18 protein-coding genes are annotated in these 16,934 nt (G+C 69.7%); 16 read left to right on the top strand and 2 right to left on the bottom strand.

Annotation, left to right across the window (positions count from 1 at the left end; translation table 11 throughout):
- Nucleotides 1-73 precede the first annotated feature (73 nt).
- The 13 genes from ACFLIM_RS14660 to ACFLIM_RS14600 all read left to right on the top strand — a co-directional run bounded on the left by ACFLIM_RS14660 (nt 74) and on the right by ACFLIM_RS14600 (nt 12,559).
- A complete protein-coding gene (locus tag ACFLIM_RS14660; RefSeq protein ID WP_393165519.1) occupies nt 74-865 on the top strand; it encodes a LacI family DNA-binding transcriptional regulator in 792 nt (263 codons plus the stop codon).
- A 409-nt stretch (nt 866-1,274) separates the two neighbouring features.
- Complete coding sequence (locus ACFLIM_RS14655) at nt 1,275-2,177, top strand: carbohydrate ABC transporter permease (protein ID WP_393165517.1); 903 nt, start codon at nt 1,275-1,277, stop codon at nt 2,175-2,177.
- Nucleotides 2,170-2,997 (top strand): carbohydrate ABC transporter permease, encoded by an 828-nt coding sequence (locus ACFLIM_RS14650; RefSeq protein WP_393165446.1) that lies wholly within the window; start codon nt 2,170-2,172, stop codon nt 2,995-2,997. Before ACFLIM_RS14655 ends, ACFLIM_RS14650 begins: the two co-directional genes overlap by 8 nt.
- Nucleotides 2,998-3,013: 16 nt before the next feature.
- Nucleotides 3,014-4,300 carry an ABC transporter substrate-binding protein gene (locus ACFLIM_RS14645; protein WP_393165444.1) on the top strand — a complete coding sequence of 429 codons (1,287 nt, stop codon included), beginning with the start codon at nt 3,014-3,016 and terminating at the stop codon, nt 4,298-4,300.
- 110 nt (nt 4,301-4,410) lie between these two features.
- Nucleotides 4,411-5,508 (top strand): Gfo/Idh/MocA family protein, encoded by a 1,098-nt coding sequence (locus ACFLIM_RS14640; protein ID WP_393165442.1) that lies wholly within the window; start codon nt 4,411-4,413, stop codon nt 5,506-5,508.
- Complete coding sequence (locus ACFLIM_RS14635) at nt 5,505-6,407, top strand: DUF6807 domain-containing protein (protein ID WP_393165440.1); 903 nt, start codon at nt 5,505-5,507, stop codon at nt 6,405-6,407. Before ACFLIM_RS14640 ends, ACFLIM_RS14635 begins: the two co-directional genes overlap by 4 nt.
- Entirely contained in the window at nt 6,404-7,126 is a 723-nt protein-coding gene (locus ACFLIM_RS14630) for a cupin domain-containing protein (protein WP_393165438.1), read from the top strand. Before ACFLIM_RS14635 ends, ACFLIM_RS14630 begins: the two co-directional genes overlap by 4 nt.
- Nucleotides 7,127-7,222: 96 nt before the next feature.
- A complete protein-coding gene (locus tag ACFLIM_RS14625; protein WP_393165436.1) occupies nt 7,223-9,970 on the top strand; it encodes a carboxypeptidase regulatory-like domain-containing protein in 2,748 nt (915 codons plus the stop codon).
- Nucleotides 9,971-9,992: 22 nt separating this feature from the next.
- A complete protein-coding gene (locus ACFLIM_RS14620) occupies nt 9,993-11,030 on the top strand; it encodes a LacI family DNA-binding transcriptional regulator (RefSeq protein ID WP_393165434.1) in 1,038 nt (345 codons plus the stop codon).
- The gene (locus ACFLIM_RS14615) at nt 11,027-11,188 is read left to right on the top strand and encodes a hypothetical protein (RefSeq protein WP_393165432.1); all 162 of its coding nucleotides are present in this window, start codon (nt 11,027-11,029) and stop codon (nt 11,186-11,188) included. Before ACFLIM_RS14620 ends, ACFLIM_RS14615 begins: the two co-directional genes overlap by 4 nt.
- Before the next feature lie 6 nt (nt 11,189-11,194).
- On the top strand, nt 11,195-11,812 hold the full coding sequence (locus ACFLIM_RS14610; RefSeq protein WP_393165515.1) for a class I SAM-dependent methyltransferase: 618 nt from the start codon (nt 11,195-11,197) through the stop codon (nt 11,810-11,812).
- 94 nt (nt 11,813-11,906) lie between these two features.
- The gene (locus ACFLIM_RS14605; protein WP_393165430.1) at nt 11,907-12,167 is read left to right on the top strand and encodes a type II toxin-antitoxin system Phd/YefM family antitoxin; all 261 of its coding nucleotides are present in this window, start codon (nt 11,907-11,909) and stop codon (nt 12,165-12,167) included.
- On the top strand, nt 12,152-12,559 hold the full coding sequence (locus ACFLIM_RS14600; protein WP_393165428.1) for a PIN domain-containing protein: 408 nt from the start codon (nt 12,152-12,154) through the stop codon (nt 12,557-12,559). Before ACFLIM_RS14605 ends, ACFLIM_RS14600 begins: the two co-directional genes overlap by 16 nt.
- A gap of 188 nt (nt 12,560-12,747) precedes the next feature.
- Here ACFLIM_RS14600 and ACFLIM_RS14595 read toward each other — a convergent pair whose 3' ends face one another.
- On the bottom strand, nt 12,748-13,422 hold the full coding sequence (locus ACFLIM_RS14595; protein ID WP_393165426.1) for a CGNR zinc finger domain-containing protein: 675 nt from the start codon (nt 13,420-13,422) through the stop codon (nt 12,748-12,750).
- On the opposite strand from ACFLIM_RS14595, the gene ACFLIM_RS14590 reads away from it, so the two are divergent.
- From ACFLIM_RS14590 to ACFLIM_RS14580, 3 genes are all read left to right on the top strand, one after another.
- On the top strand, nt 13,403-14,095 hold the full coding sequence (locus tag ACFLIM_RS14590; protein ID WP_393165424.1) for a haloacid dehalogenase type II: 693 nt from the start codon (nt 13,403-13,405) through the stop codon (nt 14,093-14,095). The genes ACFLIM_RS14595 and ACFLIM_RS14590 overlap by 20 nt on opposite strands.
- 392 nt (nt 14,096-14,487) lie before the next feature.
- Entirely contained in the window at nt 14,488-14,676 is a 189-nt protein-coding gene (locus ACFLIM_RS14585) for a hypothetical protein (protein ID WP_393165422.1), read from the top strand.
- A gap of 143 nt (nt 14,677-14,819) precedes the next feature.
- Nucleotides 14,820-15,836: a LacI family DNA-binding transcriptional regulator gene (locus ACFLIM_RS14580; protein ID WP_393165420.1), complete on the top strand. Its 1,017-nt coding sequence runs from the start codon at nt 14,820-14,822 to the stop codon at nt 15,834-15,836.
- A gap of 23 nt (nt 15,837-15,859) precedes the next feature.
- On the opposite strand, the gene ACFLIM_RS14575 is transcribed toward ACFLIM_RS14580, so the two are convergent.
- Nucleotides 15,860-16,912 (bottom strand): LacI family DNA-binding transcriptional regulator, encoded by a 1,053-nt coding sequence (locus tag ACFLIM_RS14575; protein ID WP_393165418.1) that lies wholly within the window; start codon nt 16,910-16,912, stop codon nt 15,860-15,862.
- Between the last annotated feature and the right edge of the window lie 22 nt (nt 16,913-16,934).

Here is a 16,934-nt window from a genome sequence, read left to right as displayed (position 1 = left end):
CGCCTCGGCCAGGGCGATGCGCCGGGCGAGCGACTCGGTCGCGCTCGTCGCCGACGACCTCACGACCCAGTCCATGGGCATGATGGTGGCCGCCATGGAGCGCGAAGCCCGTACGGCCGGAGCTTTCGTCACGGTCTCGTCCACCATGGGCGTGCCCGATCGGCAACTCGACACCGTCCGCCTGTTGCGCGCGTTGCGCCCGCGCGCGCTCGTGCTGACCTCGAGTCGTTTCATGGTGAACGCGCTCGAAGGGCGGTTGGGGAAAGAGCTGCTCTCGTACGAACGGGAGGGCGGGCGGGCCGTGATAGTCGGCGAGGCGGAGACGCCTTTCGATTCGATCGGCTTCGACAATTACGGCGCCGGGCGATTGGCCGGTGCCTTTGCCGCGGAAACCGGGTATCGGCGGGTGGCGATATTCGGTGGTGCCGGGGAGCTGCGCAACATGTCCGACCGCACGGCCGGTTTCGTCGACGGACTGCAGGCCGGAGGCGTTGACGGGCGGGATATCCGGACCGTTTACTGCGAGGTCAGCCGGGCGGGCGGATTCGAGGCGGCGCGGCGGCTGGCGGCTGAGGGAATGGACGGCCGGGAGGCGGTGCTCGCGGTCAATGACATCATCGCCATTGGCGCTCTGTCGGGATTTCGGGCCGCCGGCATAAGCGTTCCCGGGGATGTTTCCGTGACGGGAGTCGACGACATACCGCTGGCCGGTGATGTGACGCCGCGATTGACGACCGTGGCGCTCCCGCTGGCACACGCCGGAGCGGAGGCGATCCGCTTCGCGCTGGAGAAGGCGGGCACCGCCAGGTGGCTGTGCCTCGAAGGGCGCCTGATCGTCCGCGAAAGCACCCGCGCTCGCCGGTGACAGCGCTTGGCACTCATTCCATAGTTACGTTCCGTAATAGGCGTCCGTTGCGCTGACGTCCCGGGTGCAGGCACGGGCCCACTTCGGCCACCCCCAACGCGCGCGCGACCATGGGCCGGTCGGTTGCGGTGGCCCGCCGCACTGAGGGGCGCCGCAAGAGCTCGTTCGGGCTGGTCAACGCCGGTAACGGCGCGCGGGAAGCGGCCACCGGGCCCCCTAACTCCCCGTGACCGCCCGAGTGATCTCATCCGGTGTGGTTCTCCCGCAACACTCTTGACGCTCACGTAACAGCCGTGCAAACTGCGGAATACGTTTTCCCAAGGCGGCCAACCCCCGTCTCCCGGTGACAGGAGGTCACGATGATCGCGTCGAGGAGGCTCGCGTGAGTGCTCTCGGCGAGCTCCAGCGGCTGCGCAAGGGCAGCGGCGGAACCCTCGGCGGCAAGCGGGACAACAAGGCCGCCTTCGCGTTCCTCCTGCCCTGGTTCGCGGGACTGCTGCTCATCACGGCGGGCCCGATCGCGGCCTCCCTCGTGCTGGGCTTCACCGACTACAACCTGATCCAGCCGCCCACCTTCAACGGCCTGGACAACTTCACCCGCATGCTCGGTGACGCCCGCCTGCACAAGGCGCTCGGCGTGACGCTCGTCTACGTCGTCGTCTCGGTGCCGCTGCAGCTGGCCGCCGCCCTGGGCCTGGCGCTGCTGCTCGACCGGGGGATACGCGGCCTGGCGTTCTACCGCTCGGCGTTCTACCTGCCGTCGCTGCTCGGCTCAAGCGTCGCCATCGCGGTGTTGTGGCGGCAGATCTTCGGCGCCGGAGGCCTGTTCAACCAGCTCCTCGCCATGGTCGGCATCCAGGGGCCGAGCTGGATCTCCGATCCCGACACGGCGCTGTCGACGCTGATCGTCCTGAACGTGTGGACGTTCGGCGCCCCGATGGTGATCTTCCTGGCCGGGCTGCGGCAGATCCCCGCGATGTACTACGAGGCGGCGGCCACGGACGGAGCCGGGAAGTGGACCCAGTTCAGGAAGATCACGATCCCGATGTTGTCGCCGATCATGTTCTTCAATCTGGTTTTGCAGATCATCCACGCGTTCCAGTCGTTCACGCAGGCGTTCGTGGTATCGGGCGGCAGCGGCGGCCCGTCGGACTCCACTCTGTTCTACACGCTGTACCTGTACCAGCGCGGGTTCGGGAACTTCGACATGGGATACGCGTCCGCACTCGCCTGGCTGCTCCTAGTGATCATCGCCGGGTTCACCGCCGTCAACTTCTGGGCCGCCAAATTCTGGGTCGTCTACGATGACTAACCTTCGCAGAGCGTTCAAGCACGCCGGGCTCATCCTGCTGGCACTGGTCATGCTTTATCCGGTGTTGTGGATGGTGGTCAGCTCGCTGCGCCCCAACAACGAGATCTTCCGCCGCCCTGGCCTGATCCTCGACAGCCTGCAGACCCAGAACTACGGCGAAGGCTGGACCGCGCTGGCCTCCCCGTTCGGCCACTACCTGGCCAACTCGGCGATCCTCGTGCTGGCCTGCATCATCGGCAACCTCGTGTCGTGCTCGATGGCCGCGTACGCGTTCGCCAGGCTGGAGTTCACCGGCAAACGCCTGTGGTTCGCGATCATGCTGGGCACGATCATGTTGCCGATCCACGTGATCATCGTGCCGCAGTACATCATGTTCTCCCAGCTCGACTGGGTGAACACGTTCCTGCCCCTGGTGGTGCCGAAGTTCCTGGCCACGGACGCGTTCTTCGTCTTCCTGATGGTGCAGTTCATCCGCGGGCTGCCGCGCGAGCTGGACGAGGCGGCCAGGATCGACGGTTGCGGCCACCCGAGGATCTTCGTGCGGATCATCCTGCCCCTGATGCTCCCGGCCCTCGCCACCACGGTGATCTTCACCTTCATCTGGACCTGGAACGACTTCTTCAGCCAGCTCATCTATCTGACGGACCCGGAGATGTACACGGTGCCGGTGGCGCTGCGCTCGTTCGTCGACGCCACGGTGTCCACGTCCTGGGGATCCATGTTCGCCATGAGCGTGGTGTCCCTGGCCCCGGTCTTCCTCGCCTTCCTCGTCGGCCAGCGCTACCTCATCCGCGGTATCGCCACCACCGGCGGCAAATAACCCCCTGGGAACCATCATGATGCGAAAGATCGCCCTGGCCGCCGCGGCGGCACTCATGCTCAGCGCCTGCGGCTCCGGCGCCGGCAGCGCCAGTCAGGAGCTGTCGAAAGACCCGGTCACCCTCCGCTTCACCTGGTGGGGCGCGGACGAACGGCACCAGCGCACCCAGCAGGTCCTCGACCTCTTCCACAAGAAATATCCGAACATCACAGTCAAGGGCGAGTTCAAGGACTGGAACGGCTACTGGGAGAGCCTCGCGACCACCGTGGCCGCGAACGACGCGCCGGACATCATCCAGATGGACGAGCTCTACCTCTCCTCGTACGCCGAGCGCGGCGCCCTGCTCGACCTCGGCACCGCCACGAAGTACCTCAAGACCGCCGACTTCGACAAGTCCGCCCTGGACACGGGCGTGGTCAAGGGCAAGCAGTACGCGCTCCCCGTCGGCCTGTCCACGTACTCGATCGTCGCCAACACCGACCTCCTCGACCAGTTCAAGATCAAGCTCCCGGACGACAACACCTGGACGTGGGACGACTTCAAGAAGGTCGGCGACGAGGTGTCGAAGGCCGGCGGCGGCAAGGTCACCGGCGTGCAGTCGCTGGGCTTCGAGGCGGGCGGGCTCAACGTCTGGGCCCGGCAGGCGGGTGCGACCCTGTTCGACGAGCAGGGCAAGGTCGTCGTGCCGCCGGAGGTGCTGACCTCGTACTGGACCAATATTCGCGACCTGGCCAAGCAGGGCGTCACGCCCCCGCCGTCGGTCACCGTCGAGCGGGCGGGCGGCTCGCTGGACCAGTCGGGCACGGCCACCAACGCGTCGGTGTTCGCGACCTGGTGGAACACCCAGCTCAGCTCGCTGACCACGGCCAGCGGGGCCAAGCTGAAGCTGCTCAAGCTCCCGGGCGAGGCCCAGGCGAAGACGCCCGGCGCGTACTACAAGTCCTCGATGTACTGGTCGATCTCGTCGCGCAGCAAGCACCCGGCCGAGGCGGCGCTGTTCGTGGACTTCCTGGCCAACGACGCCGAGGCGGCGAACATCCTGCTGGCCGACCGGGGTGTCCCGGCGAACAACAAGATCCGCGCGGCCATCACCCCCAAGCTCCCCGAGACGGACAAGGCGGCGGTGGAGTACCTCGACACCGTCAAGGTCGGCACGGCCCCCAGGGTGACTCCGAACGGCGCCAGCAGCATCGAGTCGATCATCAAGCGGCACACCGAAGAGGTGCTGTTCGACCGGGAGACGCCCGAGCAGGCGGCCAAGTCGTTCATCAGCGAACTGCAGGCCGAGATCGACGGCGCCTGACCCGCCGACGACACTCAAAGACGGCGCCTGACCGGCCGACGACTCGAGACGGCGCCTGACCGGCCGTCGAGACCGCAGACGGCGGCCGACCCTCACACAGGAGAATCCAGATGTCCCAACGGAACTACCGGGCCGCGATCATCGGGACCGGTGGCATCGCCCACGCCCACGCGCAGGCCCTGCTCGGCTCCGGCCGGGCGAGCCTCGTGGCCGTGGCCGACGTGGACGCCGGCCGGGCGAGCGCGTTCGCCGCCAAGTACGGCGTGCCGCGCAGCCACGCCAGCGCGGAGGAGCTGCTGCGGGAGGAGGAGCCGGACTTCGTGCACCTGTGCACGCCACCCCAGCTGCACGCGCCGCTGGCCATCGCCTGCCTGGAGGCCGGGGTCACGGCGTTAGTGGAGAAGCCGCCCACGCTCTCGCTGGCCGAGTTCGACGCCCTGATCGAGGCCGAGCGCCGCTCGACGGCGCACGTCGCGACCGTCCTGCAGCACCGCTTCGGCGCCGGCGCCATACGCCTGCGCCGCCTGGCGGACGCCGGTGACCTGGGCCGCCCGCTGCTGGCGACCTGCGACACCCAGTGGTTCCGCGACGAGGACTACTACGCGGTGCCGTGGCGCGGCACCTGGGAGTCCGAGGGCGGCGGGCCGACGATGGGGCACGGCATTCACCAGTTCGACCTGCTGTTCTCGGTGCTCGGGCCGTGGCGCGAGGTCACCGCCGTGGCCGCCCGCCAGGCCCGCTCGGTGAACACCGAGGACGTGTCGATGGCGCTGGTCACGTTCGAGAACGGCGCGGTCGCCACGGTGGTGAACTCGGTCGTGTCCCCGAGGCAGACCTCCCAGCTCCGGTTCGACTACGAGCACGCCACGGTCGAGCTGGAGCACCTGTACGGCTACACCGACGACGACTGGACCGTGACCCCGGCGCCGGGGCACGAGGACGTGACCTCCCTGTGGGGGCAAGGCCACACCAGCGAGTCCAGCGGCCACCGCGGCTGGCTCGCCGCCGTGCTCGACGCGCTCGACCAGGGCCAGGCGCCTCCGGTGACCGTCGAGGACGCCCGGCGGACGATGGAGTTCATCGCCGCCCTGTACGCCTCCGCCTTCACCGGCGAGCGCGTACGAGCTGGACAGATCACAGCCGACAGCCCGTTCGCCCAGAGGATGGACGGCACGGGCACCCCATGGGAAAAGGTGAGGAACCCGTGACCCTGCAGGCCAACCACGCGCTCGGCCGGTCGGTCGCCGTCACGGCGGGCGACGTCGAGCTGTTCACCTACACCTACCGGCCCGACACGCCGGTGCTGGAGTCGCCGAAGCCGTACTTGCACCCGATCCGGACCCTCGGCGGCGCGCTGGTGTCGCTGTTCCGGCCGCACGACCACGTCTGGCACAAGGGCATCGCCTGGTCGCTGCCGCACGTAGGGGAGCACAACTTCTGGGGCGGGCCGACGTACGTACAGGGACAGTACGTGCAGCTCGACAACAACGGCAGCGCCACGCACCGTGAGATGACCACGCTGTCGGCGACCGCGGAGCGGGTCGAGGTCGGGCACACGCTCGACTGGACCGCGCAGTCCGGAGACCCCGTCATCGAGGAGCGGCGGTCGCTGACCGCGCAGATCGTGGACGGCGCGACCTGGGCGCTGCTGTTCGACACGGCCATGACGAACGTGTCGGGCGCCGCGCTCGCGTTCGGCTCCCCGACCACGAAGGGCCGCGAGAACGCCGGGTACGGCGGTCTCTTCTGGCGCGGTCCCAGGTCGTTCACCGGAGGGCTCATCCAATCGCCTGAAGGGGCGGGCGGCGGCGAGCTGCGCGGGCAGCGGGCGGAGTGGTTCGGCTTCCGCGGCAGGCACGACGAGACCGGCGAGCACTCGACGATCGTCATGGTGGACGACACGTCGAACCCGCAACACCCGCCGCAGTGGTTCGCGCGCACGGAGGAGTTCGCGTGCCTGTGCCCGGCGCCGTTCTTCAGCGAGGAGGTGGAGCTGCCGGACGGCGAGACGATGCGCTTCCGGTACGCGGTCGTGATCGCCGACGGCGACCGCGGCGAGGACGGCACGGCGCTGCTGGCCAAGCGGGGCCGGGACGTGCTCGCATGACGTTCCCAGGAGGAACCTCGGTCAGCCGGTTGTCGGTCTACCAGATCGGCACCTGTGCCGACGGCCTGGAGGGCGGCACGCCGCACCTGCACACGGCCTCCACCGAGGCGTACGTGGTCGTCGGCGGCCGCGGCGCACTGCAGACCCTCGACCTGAACGGCCTGCGCGAGACCGAGCTGAACGCCGGATCGACCGTGTGGTTCACGCCCGGCACCATCCACCGCGCGATCAACCGCGGCGGCCTGGAGGTGGTGGTCGTCATGTCGAACGCCGGGCTGCCCGAGGCGGGCGACGCGGTCATGACGTTCCCGCCCGAGATCGTGGGCGACGCGGCGAGTTACCGCGAGGCCGCCACGCTCCCGGTTGAGGAGGTCGAGGCGGCGGTCCGGCGGCGGCGGGAGCTGGCCGTCGAGGGCTTCCTGAGCCTCGCGAACAGCGCCGCGAAGGGCGATCTGGCCCCTCTCCAGCGCTTCTACGACAGCGCCGTCGCCCTGGTACGCCCCAAGGCGGCGGCCTGGCGCGAGATCTGGGAGGCCACGGTCGCCCGGGAGACCCGCCGTACCGCCGAGATCCTGGACGCCCTGGACCGCGGCGACGGAGCGCACCTCCGCCGATCCGCCCTGATGGAGAGCCCGCCGGAGGAGCGGTGGGGCATGTGCGGCCACCTGCGCGCGCACGACGTCGCCCACCCGATCGTGCACACCCCTGATCCGAGCTGATCACCCGCCGGGCGCGCCCGGCGCATATCAACCCCTTTGAGGAGCGCGGCGATGTCACGTGACGCTGCCCATTTCCGTCTGCTATTAGGTGCCGCCATGATCGCGGCACTAGCACTCCACGCCCAGCCCGCCGCAGCGGCGCCGCGGGGCACGACCTACTACGTCGACGCGACCCGCGGCGACGACTCGGCCTCCGGCCGCAACGATGAGCACCCCTGGAAGAGCCTGGGCAAGGTGAACGACACCACGTTCCGCCCGGGCGACCGCATCCTGCTGCGCGCGGGACAACGGTGGACCGGCCAGCTCTGGCCCAAGGGCTCGGGCAGCAGCGGCGCGCCCATCACCGTCGACACCTACGGCCGGGGCGGCAAGCCGCGCATCGACGGCGCGGGCCAGGTCGGCGACGTCGTCCGCCTGTTCAACCAGGAGTACTGGACCATCCGCAACCTGGAGGTGACGAACGAGGTCCCGGCGACCGGCACCCCCGGCGAGAACCTGCGTGACCTGCGCGGCATCCACGTCTCCGGCGACAACAGCCAGACGCTCGACGGCTTCGTCATCGACGGCGTGGCCGTGCACGACGTCACCGGCCAGGTCAACTGGATCGGCGGCGACATCTCGGGCAACGCGCCCGGCATCCGCTTCCAGACCGGCTGGGACGGCTCGAAGAAGACCGGCGGCATCGTGTTCGACACGACGGTGCCCGACATCAACGCGCCGCCCGCGAAGGCGACCGTGCTGAACGACGTGATGATCCAGAACTCCACGGTCGCCAACACGTCGTTCGCCGGCATCGTCTTCAAGCAGTACACCGGGGACGGCAAGAACGACGCCGGCGAGACGATCGCGACGGCCACAGGCTGGGGCACCCGGCAGAGCCCGACCGACCCCAAGTTCACCCCGCACACGAACATCGTCATCAGGAACAACCACGTCACCCAGGCCGGCACGGCCTACGGCTGCAACGCCATGTACCTCACCAACGTCCGCGGCGCCCTCGTCGAGCACAACGTCGTCTACCGCGCGGGCACCTCCGGCATCGAGTCGTACTTCTCGGACGACGTGACGTTCCAGTTCAACGAGGTGTACGAGACGCAGCAGAAGGCCGGAGGCGCCGACTCCAACGGGATCGACCCGGACAAGGGCACCACCCGGCACGTCGTCCAGTACAACTACATCCACGGCAACGGCGACGGTGTGCTGCTGTGCCAGTTCGCCTTCGGTGACGCCATCGTCAGGAACAACGTCATCGCGAGCAACAGCCGCTACCAGATCTACCTGCACTCCGACCGGGCAGCCACCGCGCAGATCTACAACAACACGATCTACAACGACAAATCCGCGTACCTCATCTATGGGTACGGCAGCTACCTCCAAGCACGCTACGACATCACCAACAACGTCCTGTACTCGACGCGGGCCGCGACGCTGACGACCAGCCCGACCATCGCCTACAGCCACAACCTCTACGGCGGCGCGGCGGTGCCGGCGGGCGATGAGGCCGCGGTGATCGCCGACCCGCAGTTCGCCGACGCCCCGCTCGACGGCCCCTACGGCACCCCGGAGACGGGACCCCAGCTGAAGACCGCGTACGGCCTGCGCGTCACCTCGGGCTCGCCCGCGATCGACACGGGCACGGAGATCGACGGGAACGGCGGCCGCGACTACGCGGGCAGGCCGCTCTACAACGGCGCCCCCGACCTCGGCGCCTTCGAGTACACCACCGCCAAGGGCGCGACGGCGGAGTCGATCATCGGCACCGTCCGCACCCCGTCGGGCGCCCCCCTCACGGGGGCGACCGTGACCGCGGCGGGCCAGAGCGCGACCACCGGGGCCGACGGCAGGTACACGATCAAGAACGTCCCCTTCGCCGACGACGTCAACGTGACGGCCACCAAGGACGGCTACGAAACGGCGACCCAGACCGTCGACGTCCGCTCCGGCAACGTCACCACGGTCAACCTGACCATGGCCCCGAACACCTCGGCCGGCTCGGTCACCGGCCACGTGCTCGACCAGGCGGCCCAGCCGCTGCCCGGCGCGACCGTCACCGTCGAGGACGGCGATCGGCCGCTCGGCACCGCCACCAGCGGCACTGACGGAGCCTTCACGGTGGCGAACGTGCCGATGGGGGAGGGGTACACGATCCGCGCCGAGGCCACCGGATACACGGCGGCGACCCGATCGGGGCTCACCGTGCAGCCCGCCACGGCGACCGACGCCGGGTCACTGCTCCTCGTCCGCCCGACCTCTACGCCGGTGGCCGCGCACGATTTCGATGACCTGCCGACCGGACCCCTGACCAGCGGCGACGGCCTCGTGGTGAGCGGCGCCGGCGGCGGCGTCGAGGTCGTCGAGACAACGGGCGGCAAGAGCGTCAAGCTCACGCGCACGGCGAACAGCGGCAGCACCAGCCTCTCCCAGACGTTCGCGCTGAAGGGCATCGTGACCGTCGAGGCGAACGTCATGAGCGAGCAGCCGTACACCTCGGGCAACCACTGGTGGTCCGTCCCCTACATCAGGGGCACGAACGGCCAGAACGCCGTCAGCGTCGCCTTCACCAAGAACACCATCGTCGCCTACGAGGGCACGACCACCAAGACGGTCGGCGCGTACGAGCCGGGCCGCTGGTACCGCGTCTCTACCGTGATCGACACCGTCAACCAGCGCTTCGACCTGTACATCGACGGCCACCCCGTCCTCGAAGGCGCCGCGTTCAGAACCGCTCTGGACAGCGTCGCGCAGGTCGACTACTACGCCAACAGCACCAACTACGGCAGCATCCACATCGACGACTTCCGCGTCTCCCAAGGGGTTGCGGTCGAGAAGGCCGCGAGCCGATGACCCCAGTGCCACAATGACCGGCATGGACGACGGGTCCCAGGTCCCTTCCTCCGCGCCGACCCTGCATGACGTCGCCCGGGAGGCGGGCGTCTCCATCGCCACGGCGTCGCGCGCGCTCAACGGCAGCGCGCGCAACGTCAGGTCGGAGAACGCCTCCCGGGTGCGGGCGGCGGCGGCCAAGCTCAACTACGAGCCGCACCTGTCGGCGCAGGCGATCGCGAAGGGCTCGACCAGGACCGTCGCGCTGGTGGTGCGCGACGTGGCCGACCCCTACTTCTCCTCCATCGCCGCCGGGGTCACCCAGGCGGCGCAGGCGGCCCGGCTCATCGTCACCATGGCGGTGGCCGACGCCTCGCCGGAGCGCGAGCTGGAGATCGTCAAAACCCTGCGCGGCCAGCGGCCCCGCGTCATCATCGTCGCGGGCAGCCGCGTGGACGGCACCGGCACCAGGGACGCGCTCATCGACGAACTGGAGGAATACCGTACGGCCGGCGGCCGGGTCGTCATGATCAGCCAGCGGGACCTGCCGTTCAGCACCGTCACCATCGACAACCACGGCGGCGCCGGGCGGCTGGCACGGGCGCTGCTCGACGCGGGTTACCGGCGCTTCGCGGTCTTCCACGCGCCCGAGGCGATCCGCACGTCCCGCGACCGGCACGACGGCTTCCGCGCGGGGCTGCTGGGGGTGCCCGAGCCACTCGCGATCGAGACCGGCTTCACCCGCGCGGGCGGGTACGAGGCCGCCCGGAGGCTGGTGGAGCGGGGGTTCGAGGACGTGGAGGCGGTGTTCGCGGTCAACGACGTGATGGCGATCGGCGCCATGACCGCCTTCCGCGACGCGGGGGTGATCCCGGGGGAGGACATCGGGGTGGCGGGGTTCGACGACATCGGCTCGGCGGTGGACGTCGTACCCGCACTCACCTCCGTGGCCGTCCCGCTACGGGAGGCCGGACTGAGCGCGATGCGGCTCGCGCTGTCAGACGTCGACGGACCGGCGGACGTGCGAATGCCCGCCGACGTCGTCCTACGGGAGAGCACCCCGCCACGCCCATCGGCATGACGGTAACCGCGCTGGGAAAGGAGCACGCGCCCGGCATGATCATGGCCATGGGCTACGACGAGCTGATCCGCGAGGCGCTGAGCACACCGTTCGAGGGCTGGGACTTCGCCGCATTCGGCCGCCGCATGACCACCGGCGGAGACCTGCCGTGGGACTAGGAGAAGCTGGTACGCGAGCGGCTCCCAGGCGTCGCCACCCTGCTCGACCTGGGCACGGGAGGCGGCGAGCTGCTGTCGTCCCTCGCCCCGCTGCCACCCCGCACCGCGGCCACGGAGGGCCACCCGCCGAACGTGCCGGTCGCCCGCGCCCGCCTTGAGCCGCTCGGCGTCGAGGTGGTCGAGGCCGACGGCGCGCTGCCGTTCCCCGACGGGTCGTTCGAGCTGATCGTCAACCGGCACGAGTCGTACGACCCGCACGAGATCCGCCGCGTCCTGGCCGGTGGCGGCACGTTCGTCACCCAGCAGGTCGCGGGCGACGACCTCGAAGAGATCAACGAGGCGCTGGGCAGCCCGCCCCACGAGGACCACGACTGGGACCTCACCACCGCGACCACCATGCTCACCGCCGCCGGACTCGGCGTCATCTGGAGCCAGGAGTCCGCCTTCACCACCACATTCCACGACATCGGCGCACTCGTGCTGTTCCTGCGCGTCGTCTCCTGGCAGGTGCCGGACTTCGACGTGGACAGGTACGGAGCCCGCCTGCGCGCCCTGCATGCGGGCATGGAGCGAGGCCGCCCGCTACGCGCAACCGCCCACCGCTTCGCCCTCCTGGCCCGCTGATCCCGCTCTCCGGCGTGTCTCGTCCTCGCCCGGGTGCTACGGACTTTGCTCTGCGGATCGCTCGGCCGCGTAGGCGATCAGATAATCTGATTGCATGAAGGTGATGACTGCCACTGAAGCCTCACGAAGCTTCGCAGCGGTTCTCGATGAGGCCGAGCGCGGCGAGACGATCATGGTCACTCGCGGCGGGAAGCGGATCGCGGTGATCGGCCCCGCGCCCACGGCACCCGGGCGTGTGGTCAAAGCGTTTCTCGCCAGAAGTGTGGGAGCGCTGGACGCCGATTTCGAGGCCGATATCGCGGCGGCTCGAGAGACGGTCGACGACGAGATGAGGAGCACGTGGCCCGACGCCTGATCCTGGACACCGGTGTGCTCATCGCTGCGGAGCGCGGCAAGGCGTCCGTGGACAGGGTGATTGGTGATGCTGACGATGTGGCCATCGCCGCGATCACTGTGGCGGAGCTGCTCGTCGGGGTGGAGCTGGCCGACGACGTACGCCGTCCCAACCGGCAGGCCTTCGTGGATGAGGTCCTGGCGTTGATCCCGGTTGAGGAGTACACCACGGACGTGGCCAGGGTGCATGCTCGGCTGATGGCGCATGTCCGGCGGGAGGGGAAGGCGAGGGGAGCGTATGACCTGCTGATCGCCGCCACGGCAGCGACCACGGCAAGAACCATCGTCACGATGGACTCGTCGGCCGCTTTTGATGATCTTCCCGGCGTGCGGGCTCAAGTCGTTCCCCGCTGAGTCCGCCACCGCGGTCTTACGCGAGGCATCTTGGCTGTTCAAGGCTGGTGGTCAGGGGCGGGGTCAGACAAGGTCGATGGCAGTGTCTGGTGCGCGACGCGTCTACCAGTGTTCGTCGATCATGAGCACCTCCTCTGTTGGGGAGGGTAGATCCAGCAACCGACAGAACGGGCGTACGAGCATTGACGTCAGGTGGTTCCCTCGGGCCCGCGACCCTCGGCTGTGGTCGAAGCTCGTCTGCGAGCTCGATAAGCCGCGGCCTTGACGCGGTTGCCGCACTCGTCCATCCCGCACCAGGTGCGCCGGGCGCCGCGCGAGCGGTCGAGATAGATGCGAGTGCAGCCTGTGCGACCGCACTCCTTGAGACATGCGTGGGGATCGGCGAGCACGGCGATACCGCTTCTGGCTATTTGAGAGAGCACTGCGAGGAGGTCTCCCGACATATGCAGCCCTGCGTCGCTGAGCTTGATCGTGGGCACTGGCCCGGCGGCCGTGTCGTTGACGATCTCGAGGCTGCCCGGATCGAAGGGCCGATCGAGCACGCGATCGAGAGCAAGTCGGTAGGTCGCTTCTCGCAGTGACAGCGCGGACTCGAAGGTTGCGAAGTCGGCGGTAACACGGTCGGGGAGCTCGTCACATTCGGCCACCCACCGCTCGAGGTCTGCGGGCGCGGCCAGGACGTCGATGGGCTCGTCTCGACGAGACACCACGGTGCCGGCCAGATCGAGGGCTGGGTTGCCGCTCACGAACGCAAAATCCACGTTACCATCTTGACCGGTGACGAGGCTGATGGCAAGATCATCACCTGCTGAGCTGGTGACACCAGCACGAACAGGAGAACGCATGGCCGAGATCTGCGACATCGAGGTCGTCGTCTTCGACGTCCTCGGAACACTGGTCGACGAACCCAGCGGGCTTCGAGCGGAAATTCGCGACGCGGTGCCCGCGTCCGACGATGCGTTTGTCGACGAGCTGCTCACCTCGTGGCAGCAGCATCTCGAGCTCGAGCAGCAACGCATCGGGCAAGGGCACCGCGCGTACGTCAACACCGAGATCATCGACGGAGAGGCTGCTCAACGGGTGGCCGACCATGCCGGACTCGCCGATCCGGCGACCATTGCCCGGCTGGCCACAGCGGGTCAGCGCTTGCCCCCCTGGGGCGACTCTGTCGCCGGTCTCGAGCGGCTCGCGCAGCAGTTCCCCGTGCTTGGGCTCTCCAACGCCAGCCGCACCGCTCTGCTGCGACTCAACGCACATGCCGGGCTGCGCTGGCACCAAGCCTTGTCCAGCGAAGCCGTCCTTGCCTACAAACCAGCGCCGGAGGTCTACCAGCTCGCCATCGACACCGCCGGGTGTCCACCAGAACGCGTGCTCATGGTGGCCGCCCACGCCTGGGACCTCCGCGGAGCTCAGGCGAGGGGCATGCGGACCGCCTACGTCCAGCGACCGGTCGGGGATCCGCCGACGAGCTCCGATGTCTTCGACTGGCGGTTCAACGGGCTAGACGAACTGGTCACCGCGCTGACGGAGAGGTAGCTAGGCCGATCCGCACTCCGCCGCGCCGGCCTGACGAGTCTCGGATCGAGCACGCCTCACGCCGACGGACGACAGCGGTCCCGGCGCCGCGCTGGGGTTTTCGGCACCGTCTCGTCGAACGGCGGGGTCCGACGTCACCCACTCCCGCCCCAGTGGTCCCGTCAGCCGTGGACGACACCTCCCCACCCCGTTCTCGACCAGCCGGGCTGTGATCCTTTTCACCGAGGGGAACAGATCGATGCCCGAGGGTTGGGGTTTTGTATCCGGCCTTACTCCGGAACCGGTGGCCGGTGCCCCCGTGGGATGGAAGGCTGCCCGCAACCGCCCCGGTCCTCCTGCGAACGGATGGCCGGGGCGGAACCTCCGCAGGGTGAACCGGAAGGAGTGCAGCAATGAAGCAAGACGCCAGCCGCGTCGCGGCGAAGCGGATCAACGACCACGTGGAGGTCATCCACGTGGACAACCCGGACTCGGTGCTGGAAGTACCTCGCCGCGACTGGGAAGGGTTCACCGCGGCCGTCAAGTCGGGCGCCTTCGACCTCGAGACGCTCAACCGGGAGGCCGAGGAGCACGTCGCCTGACGTCCTCCACAGCACATTCCGCAGCACCACGGCGCCCGCTCTCGCGCAGTAGAGCGGGCGCCCCGCTGTGCGGCCCGGCGACACGAATCCCGGGCGCGCCCGGCAGGACGGCGGTGAGCGGGTGCTCGGGCACGATGGGGGTCATGAACGTCGCGGAGTCCCGGCCGGAGCGCCCTGCCACCATCGCCGACGTGGCCAAGCTGGCGGGGGTCTCCACGGCCACGGTCTCGTACGTGCTCAACGGCCGCCACCTCGGCCGCATCCCCGATGAGACCAGAACGAAGGTTCGCTCGGCGGCCAGGAAACTCGGGTATGTCGCCCAGTCCAGCGCCAGGTCGTTGTCGCGCGGGCGTACCGACCTGGTTCTGGTCCATCTGGGCGACGGGGGCATGCTGCGCGACCGGCCGGTCGCGATCGAGCTGGCCAGGCTGGGCGCCGACCTGCGCCGGGCCGGTTACGGCTGCATGCTGGACGGTGACCCCTCGTTGCGGGGCGTGCCCGCGGCCAGGGCGTGGGCCGCGCTGCGGCCTGCGGCCGTCGTGGCGGACGCCGCCTGCTTCACCGGTGCGAGCGTCGAGCTACTGCACGGGTCGGGCGTCGTCGCGGTCGGCATGGGGCGTGCGGCGTCGCCGTTCGTGCCGACGGTGCTGCTGGACGACTCGTCCCTGGGCAGGGCCGCGGCCGAGCACCTCGTCGAGCGCGGCTGCGGCGATCTGGTGGCGCTGATGCCGCGGGTGCCGGGGCTGCGACCGCCGGCCGAGGCCCGCTTCCGCGGCGCTCAGGAGGTGGCGGCGGCGCGGGGGGCGCGGATCAGGCCGGTCACGATGGGCCTGTACCCGGCGGACGCGGCCGGGATCGCGCGGGCCTGGGCCGGGGGTGATGGCCGCCCTGACGGGGTGTTCGGATTCGACGACCGGCACGCGGGGATGTTGCTGGGCGCGCTGACGGACGCGGGGTTGCGGGTGCCCGGCGACCTGGCGCTGGTGGGGGCGGAGGACGAGCCTCTGTGCGAGTTGTTGCGGCCGCGCCTCACCTCGGTCGGCGTCGCCCGCCTGCCGGCCGGTATCGCCGGGCCGGTGCTCGCCGCCGTCGAACACCGCTGGGACCCGAACCACGCCACCCTGTCCTGGCCCGCCCACCTCCGCAGACGCGACACGTGACACTCGGACAGGCGGCCCGATAGTTACGAGGGCTTGCCTGAAACTTTCGGAGGCGGTGCGGTGCTGGCGCGCAGTACGAGGTCGGTGGCCAGCTCCAGGCGGTTGCGCGGCAGCGGCTCGCCCTGCGCCAGGGCGACGACCATGCCGGTCGCGGCGGCGGCCATCTCCGTGAGCGGCTGGCGGACCGTGGTGAGCGCCGGGGTGACCCACCGCGCCAGCGGGAGGTCGTCGAAGCCGATCACGCTCAGGTCGTCGGGAATGCGCCACCCCAGCTCGTTCGCCGCCTGGTACACACCCACGGCCTGCCAGTCGTTGGCGGCGAAGACCGCGGTCGGCGGGTGGGGCAGGCGGAGCAGCTCGCGGGCGTGCGCGAGCCCGGCCTCGACGTGGAAGTCGCCCTCGCGGACCAGCTCGGGGTCCACGGGCACGCCCGCCGTGTCCATGGCGGCGCGGTAGCCGTCGAGCCGCGCCCGGCCGGCCAGCGCGTGCGCGGGTCCGGTGATGACGGCGATGCGCCGGTGCCCCAGCTCGAGCAGGTGCCGGGTGGCCGACAGCCCGCCGCTCCAGTTGCCCGCCCCGACCGAGGGCACCTGGTGGCCGGGGTCGCCCGTGGGATCGACCAGCACGAGCGGGATGTCGCGGGTGTCGAGCTGGTCGCGCTGCTCGGCGGTGAGGCCGGAGAAGACCGCGATCACGCCGGCCGGGCGGCGTGCCAGCACGTCCTCGATCCAGCCCCTGCCGGGGGTGTGGCGGCCCTGCAGCTCGGACAGCACCACGGCCAGCCGGTGCTCGCGCGCCACCTGCTCGACCCCCTTGATGATCTCCATCTCGTACGCGCCCTCCAACTCGTCGAAGACCAGCTCCAGCAGGCCGGACGGGTTGGCGCGGCGCTTCTGCCGCCGGTAGCCGTGCTCCTGGATGAGGCGCTCGATGTGGGCGCGGGTCTCCGCCGCGACCTCCGAGCGGCCGTTGACCACCTTGGACACGGTCGCGACCGAGACCCCGGCCAGCTCGGCGAGCTGCGCGATGGTCGGCGGTGTGGCCCCGGACGGGGCGGGATCCCTGGTCACGGTCATGGTCGCAGTCTTGTTTCCGTCA

The sequence above is a fragment of the Nonomuraea marmarensis genome, from assembly GCF_043197025.1.
In the GTDB taxonomy this organism is placed as follows: domain Bacteria; phylum Actinomycetota; class Actinomycetes; order Streptosporangiales; family Streptosporangiaceae; genus Nonomuraea; species Nonomuraea marmarensis.
Note: the sequence above shows the minus strand (reverse complement) of the source record. Positions and strands in the feature narration are given on the sequence as shown.

What these genes read in the sequence shown, in the direction of transcription:
- ACFLIM_RS14660 (WP_393165519.1), top strand. Translation starts at nt 74, where the DNA reads ATGGGCATGATGGTGGCCGCCATGGAGCGCGAAGCCCGTACGGCCGGA.
- ACFLIM_RS14650 (WP_393165446.1), top strand. Translation starts at nt 2,170, where the DNA reads ATGACTAACCTTCGCAGAGCGTTCAAGCACGCCGGGCTCATCCTGCTG.
- ACFLIM_RS14645 (WP_393165444.1), top strand. Translation starts at nt 3,014, where the DNA reads ATGATGCGAAAGATCGCCCTGGCCGCCGCGGCGGCACTCATGCTCAGC.
- ACFLIM_RS14640 (WP_393165442.1), top strand. Translation starts at nt 4,411, where the DNA reads ATGTCCCAACGGAACTACCGGGCCGCGATCATCGGGACCGGTGGCATC.
- ACFLIM_RS14630 (WP_393165438.1), top strand. Translation starts at nt 6,404, where the DNA reads ATGACGTTCCCAGGAGGAACCTCGGTCAGCCGGTTGTCGGTCTACCAG.
- ACFLIM_RS14625 (WP_393165436.1), top strand. Translation starts at nt 7,223, where the DNA reads ATGATCGCGGCACTAGCACTCCACGCCCAGCCCGCCGCAGCGGCGCCG.
- ACFLIM_RS14620 (WP_393165434.1), top strand. Translation starts at nt 9,993, where the DNA reads ATGGACGACGGGTCCCAGGTCCCTTCCTCCGCGCCGACCCTGCATGAC.
- ACFLIM_RS14615 (WP_393165432.1), top strand. Translation starts at nt 11,027, where the DNA reads ATGACGGTAACCGCGCTGGGAAAGGAGCACGCGCCCGGCATGATCATG.
- ACFLIM_RS14605 (WP_393165430.1), top strand. Translation starts at nt 11,907, where the DNA reads ATGAAGGTGATGACTGCCACTGAAGCCTCACGAAGCTTCGCAGCGGTT.
- ACFLIM_RS14590 (WP_393165424.1), top strand. Translation starts at nt 13,403, where the DNA reads ATGGCCGAGATCTGCGACATCGAGGTCGTCGTCTTCGACGTCCTCGGA.
- ACFLIM_RS14595 (WP_393165426.1), bottom strand. Translation starts at nt 13,422, where the DNA reads ATGTCGCAGATCTCGGCCATGCGTTCTCCTGTTCGTGCTGGTGTCACC.
- ACFLIM_RS14585 (WP_393165422.1), top strand. Translation starts at nt 14,488, where the DNA reads ATGAAGCAAGACGCCAGCCGCGTCGCGGCGAAGCGGATCAACGACCAC.
- ACFLIM_RS14580 (WP_393165420.1), top strand. Translation starts at nt 14,820, where the DNA reads ATGAACGTCGCGGAGTCCCGGCCGGAGCGCCCTGCCACCATCGCCGAC.
- ACFLIM_RS14575 (WP_393165418.1), bottom strand. Translation starts at nt 16,912, where the DNA reads ATGACCGTGACCAGGGATCCCGCCCCGTCCGGGGCCACACCGCCGACC.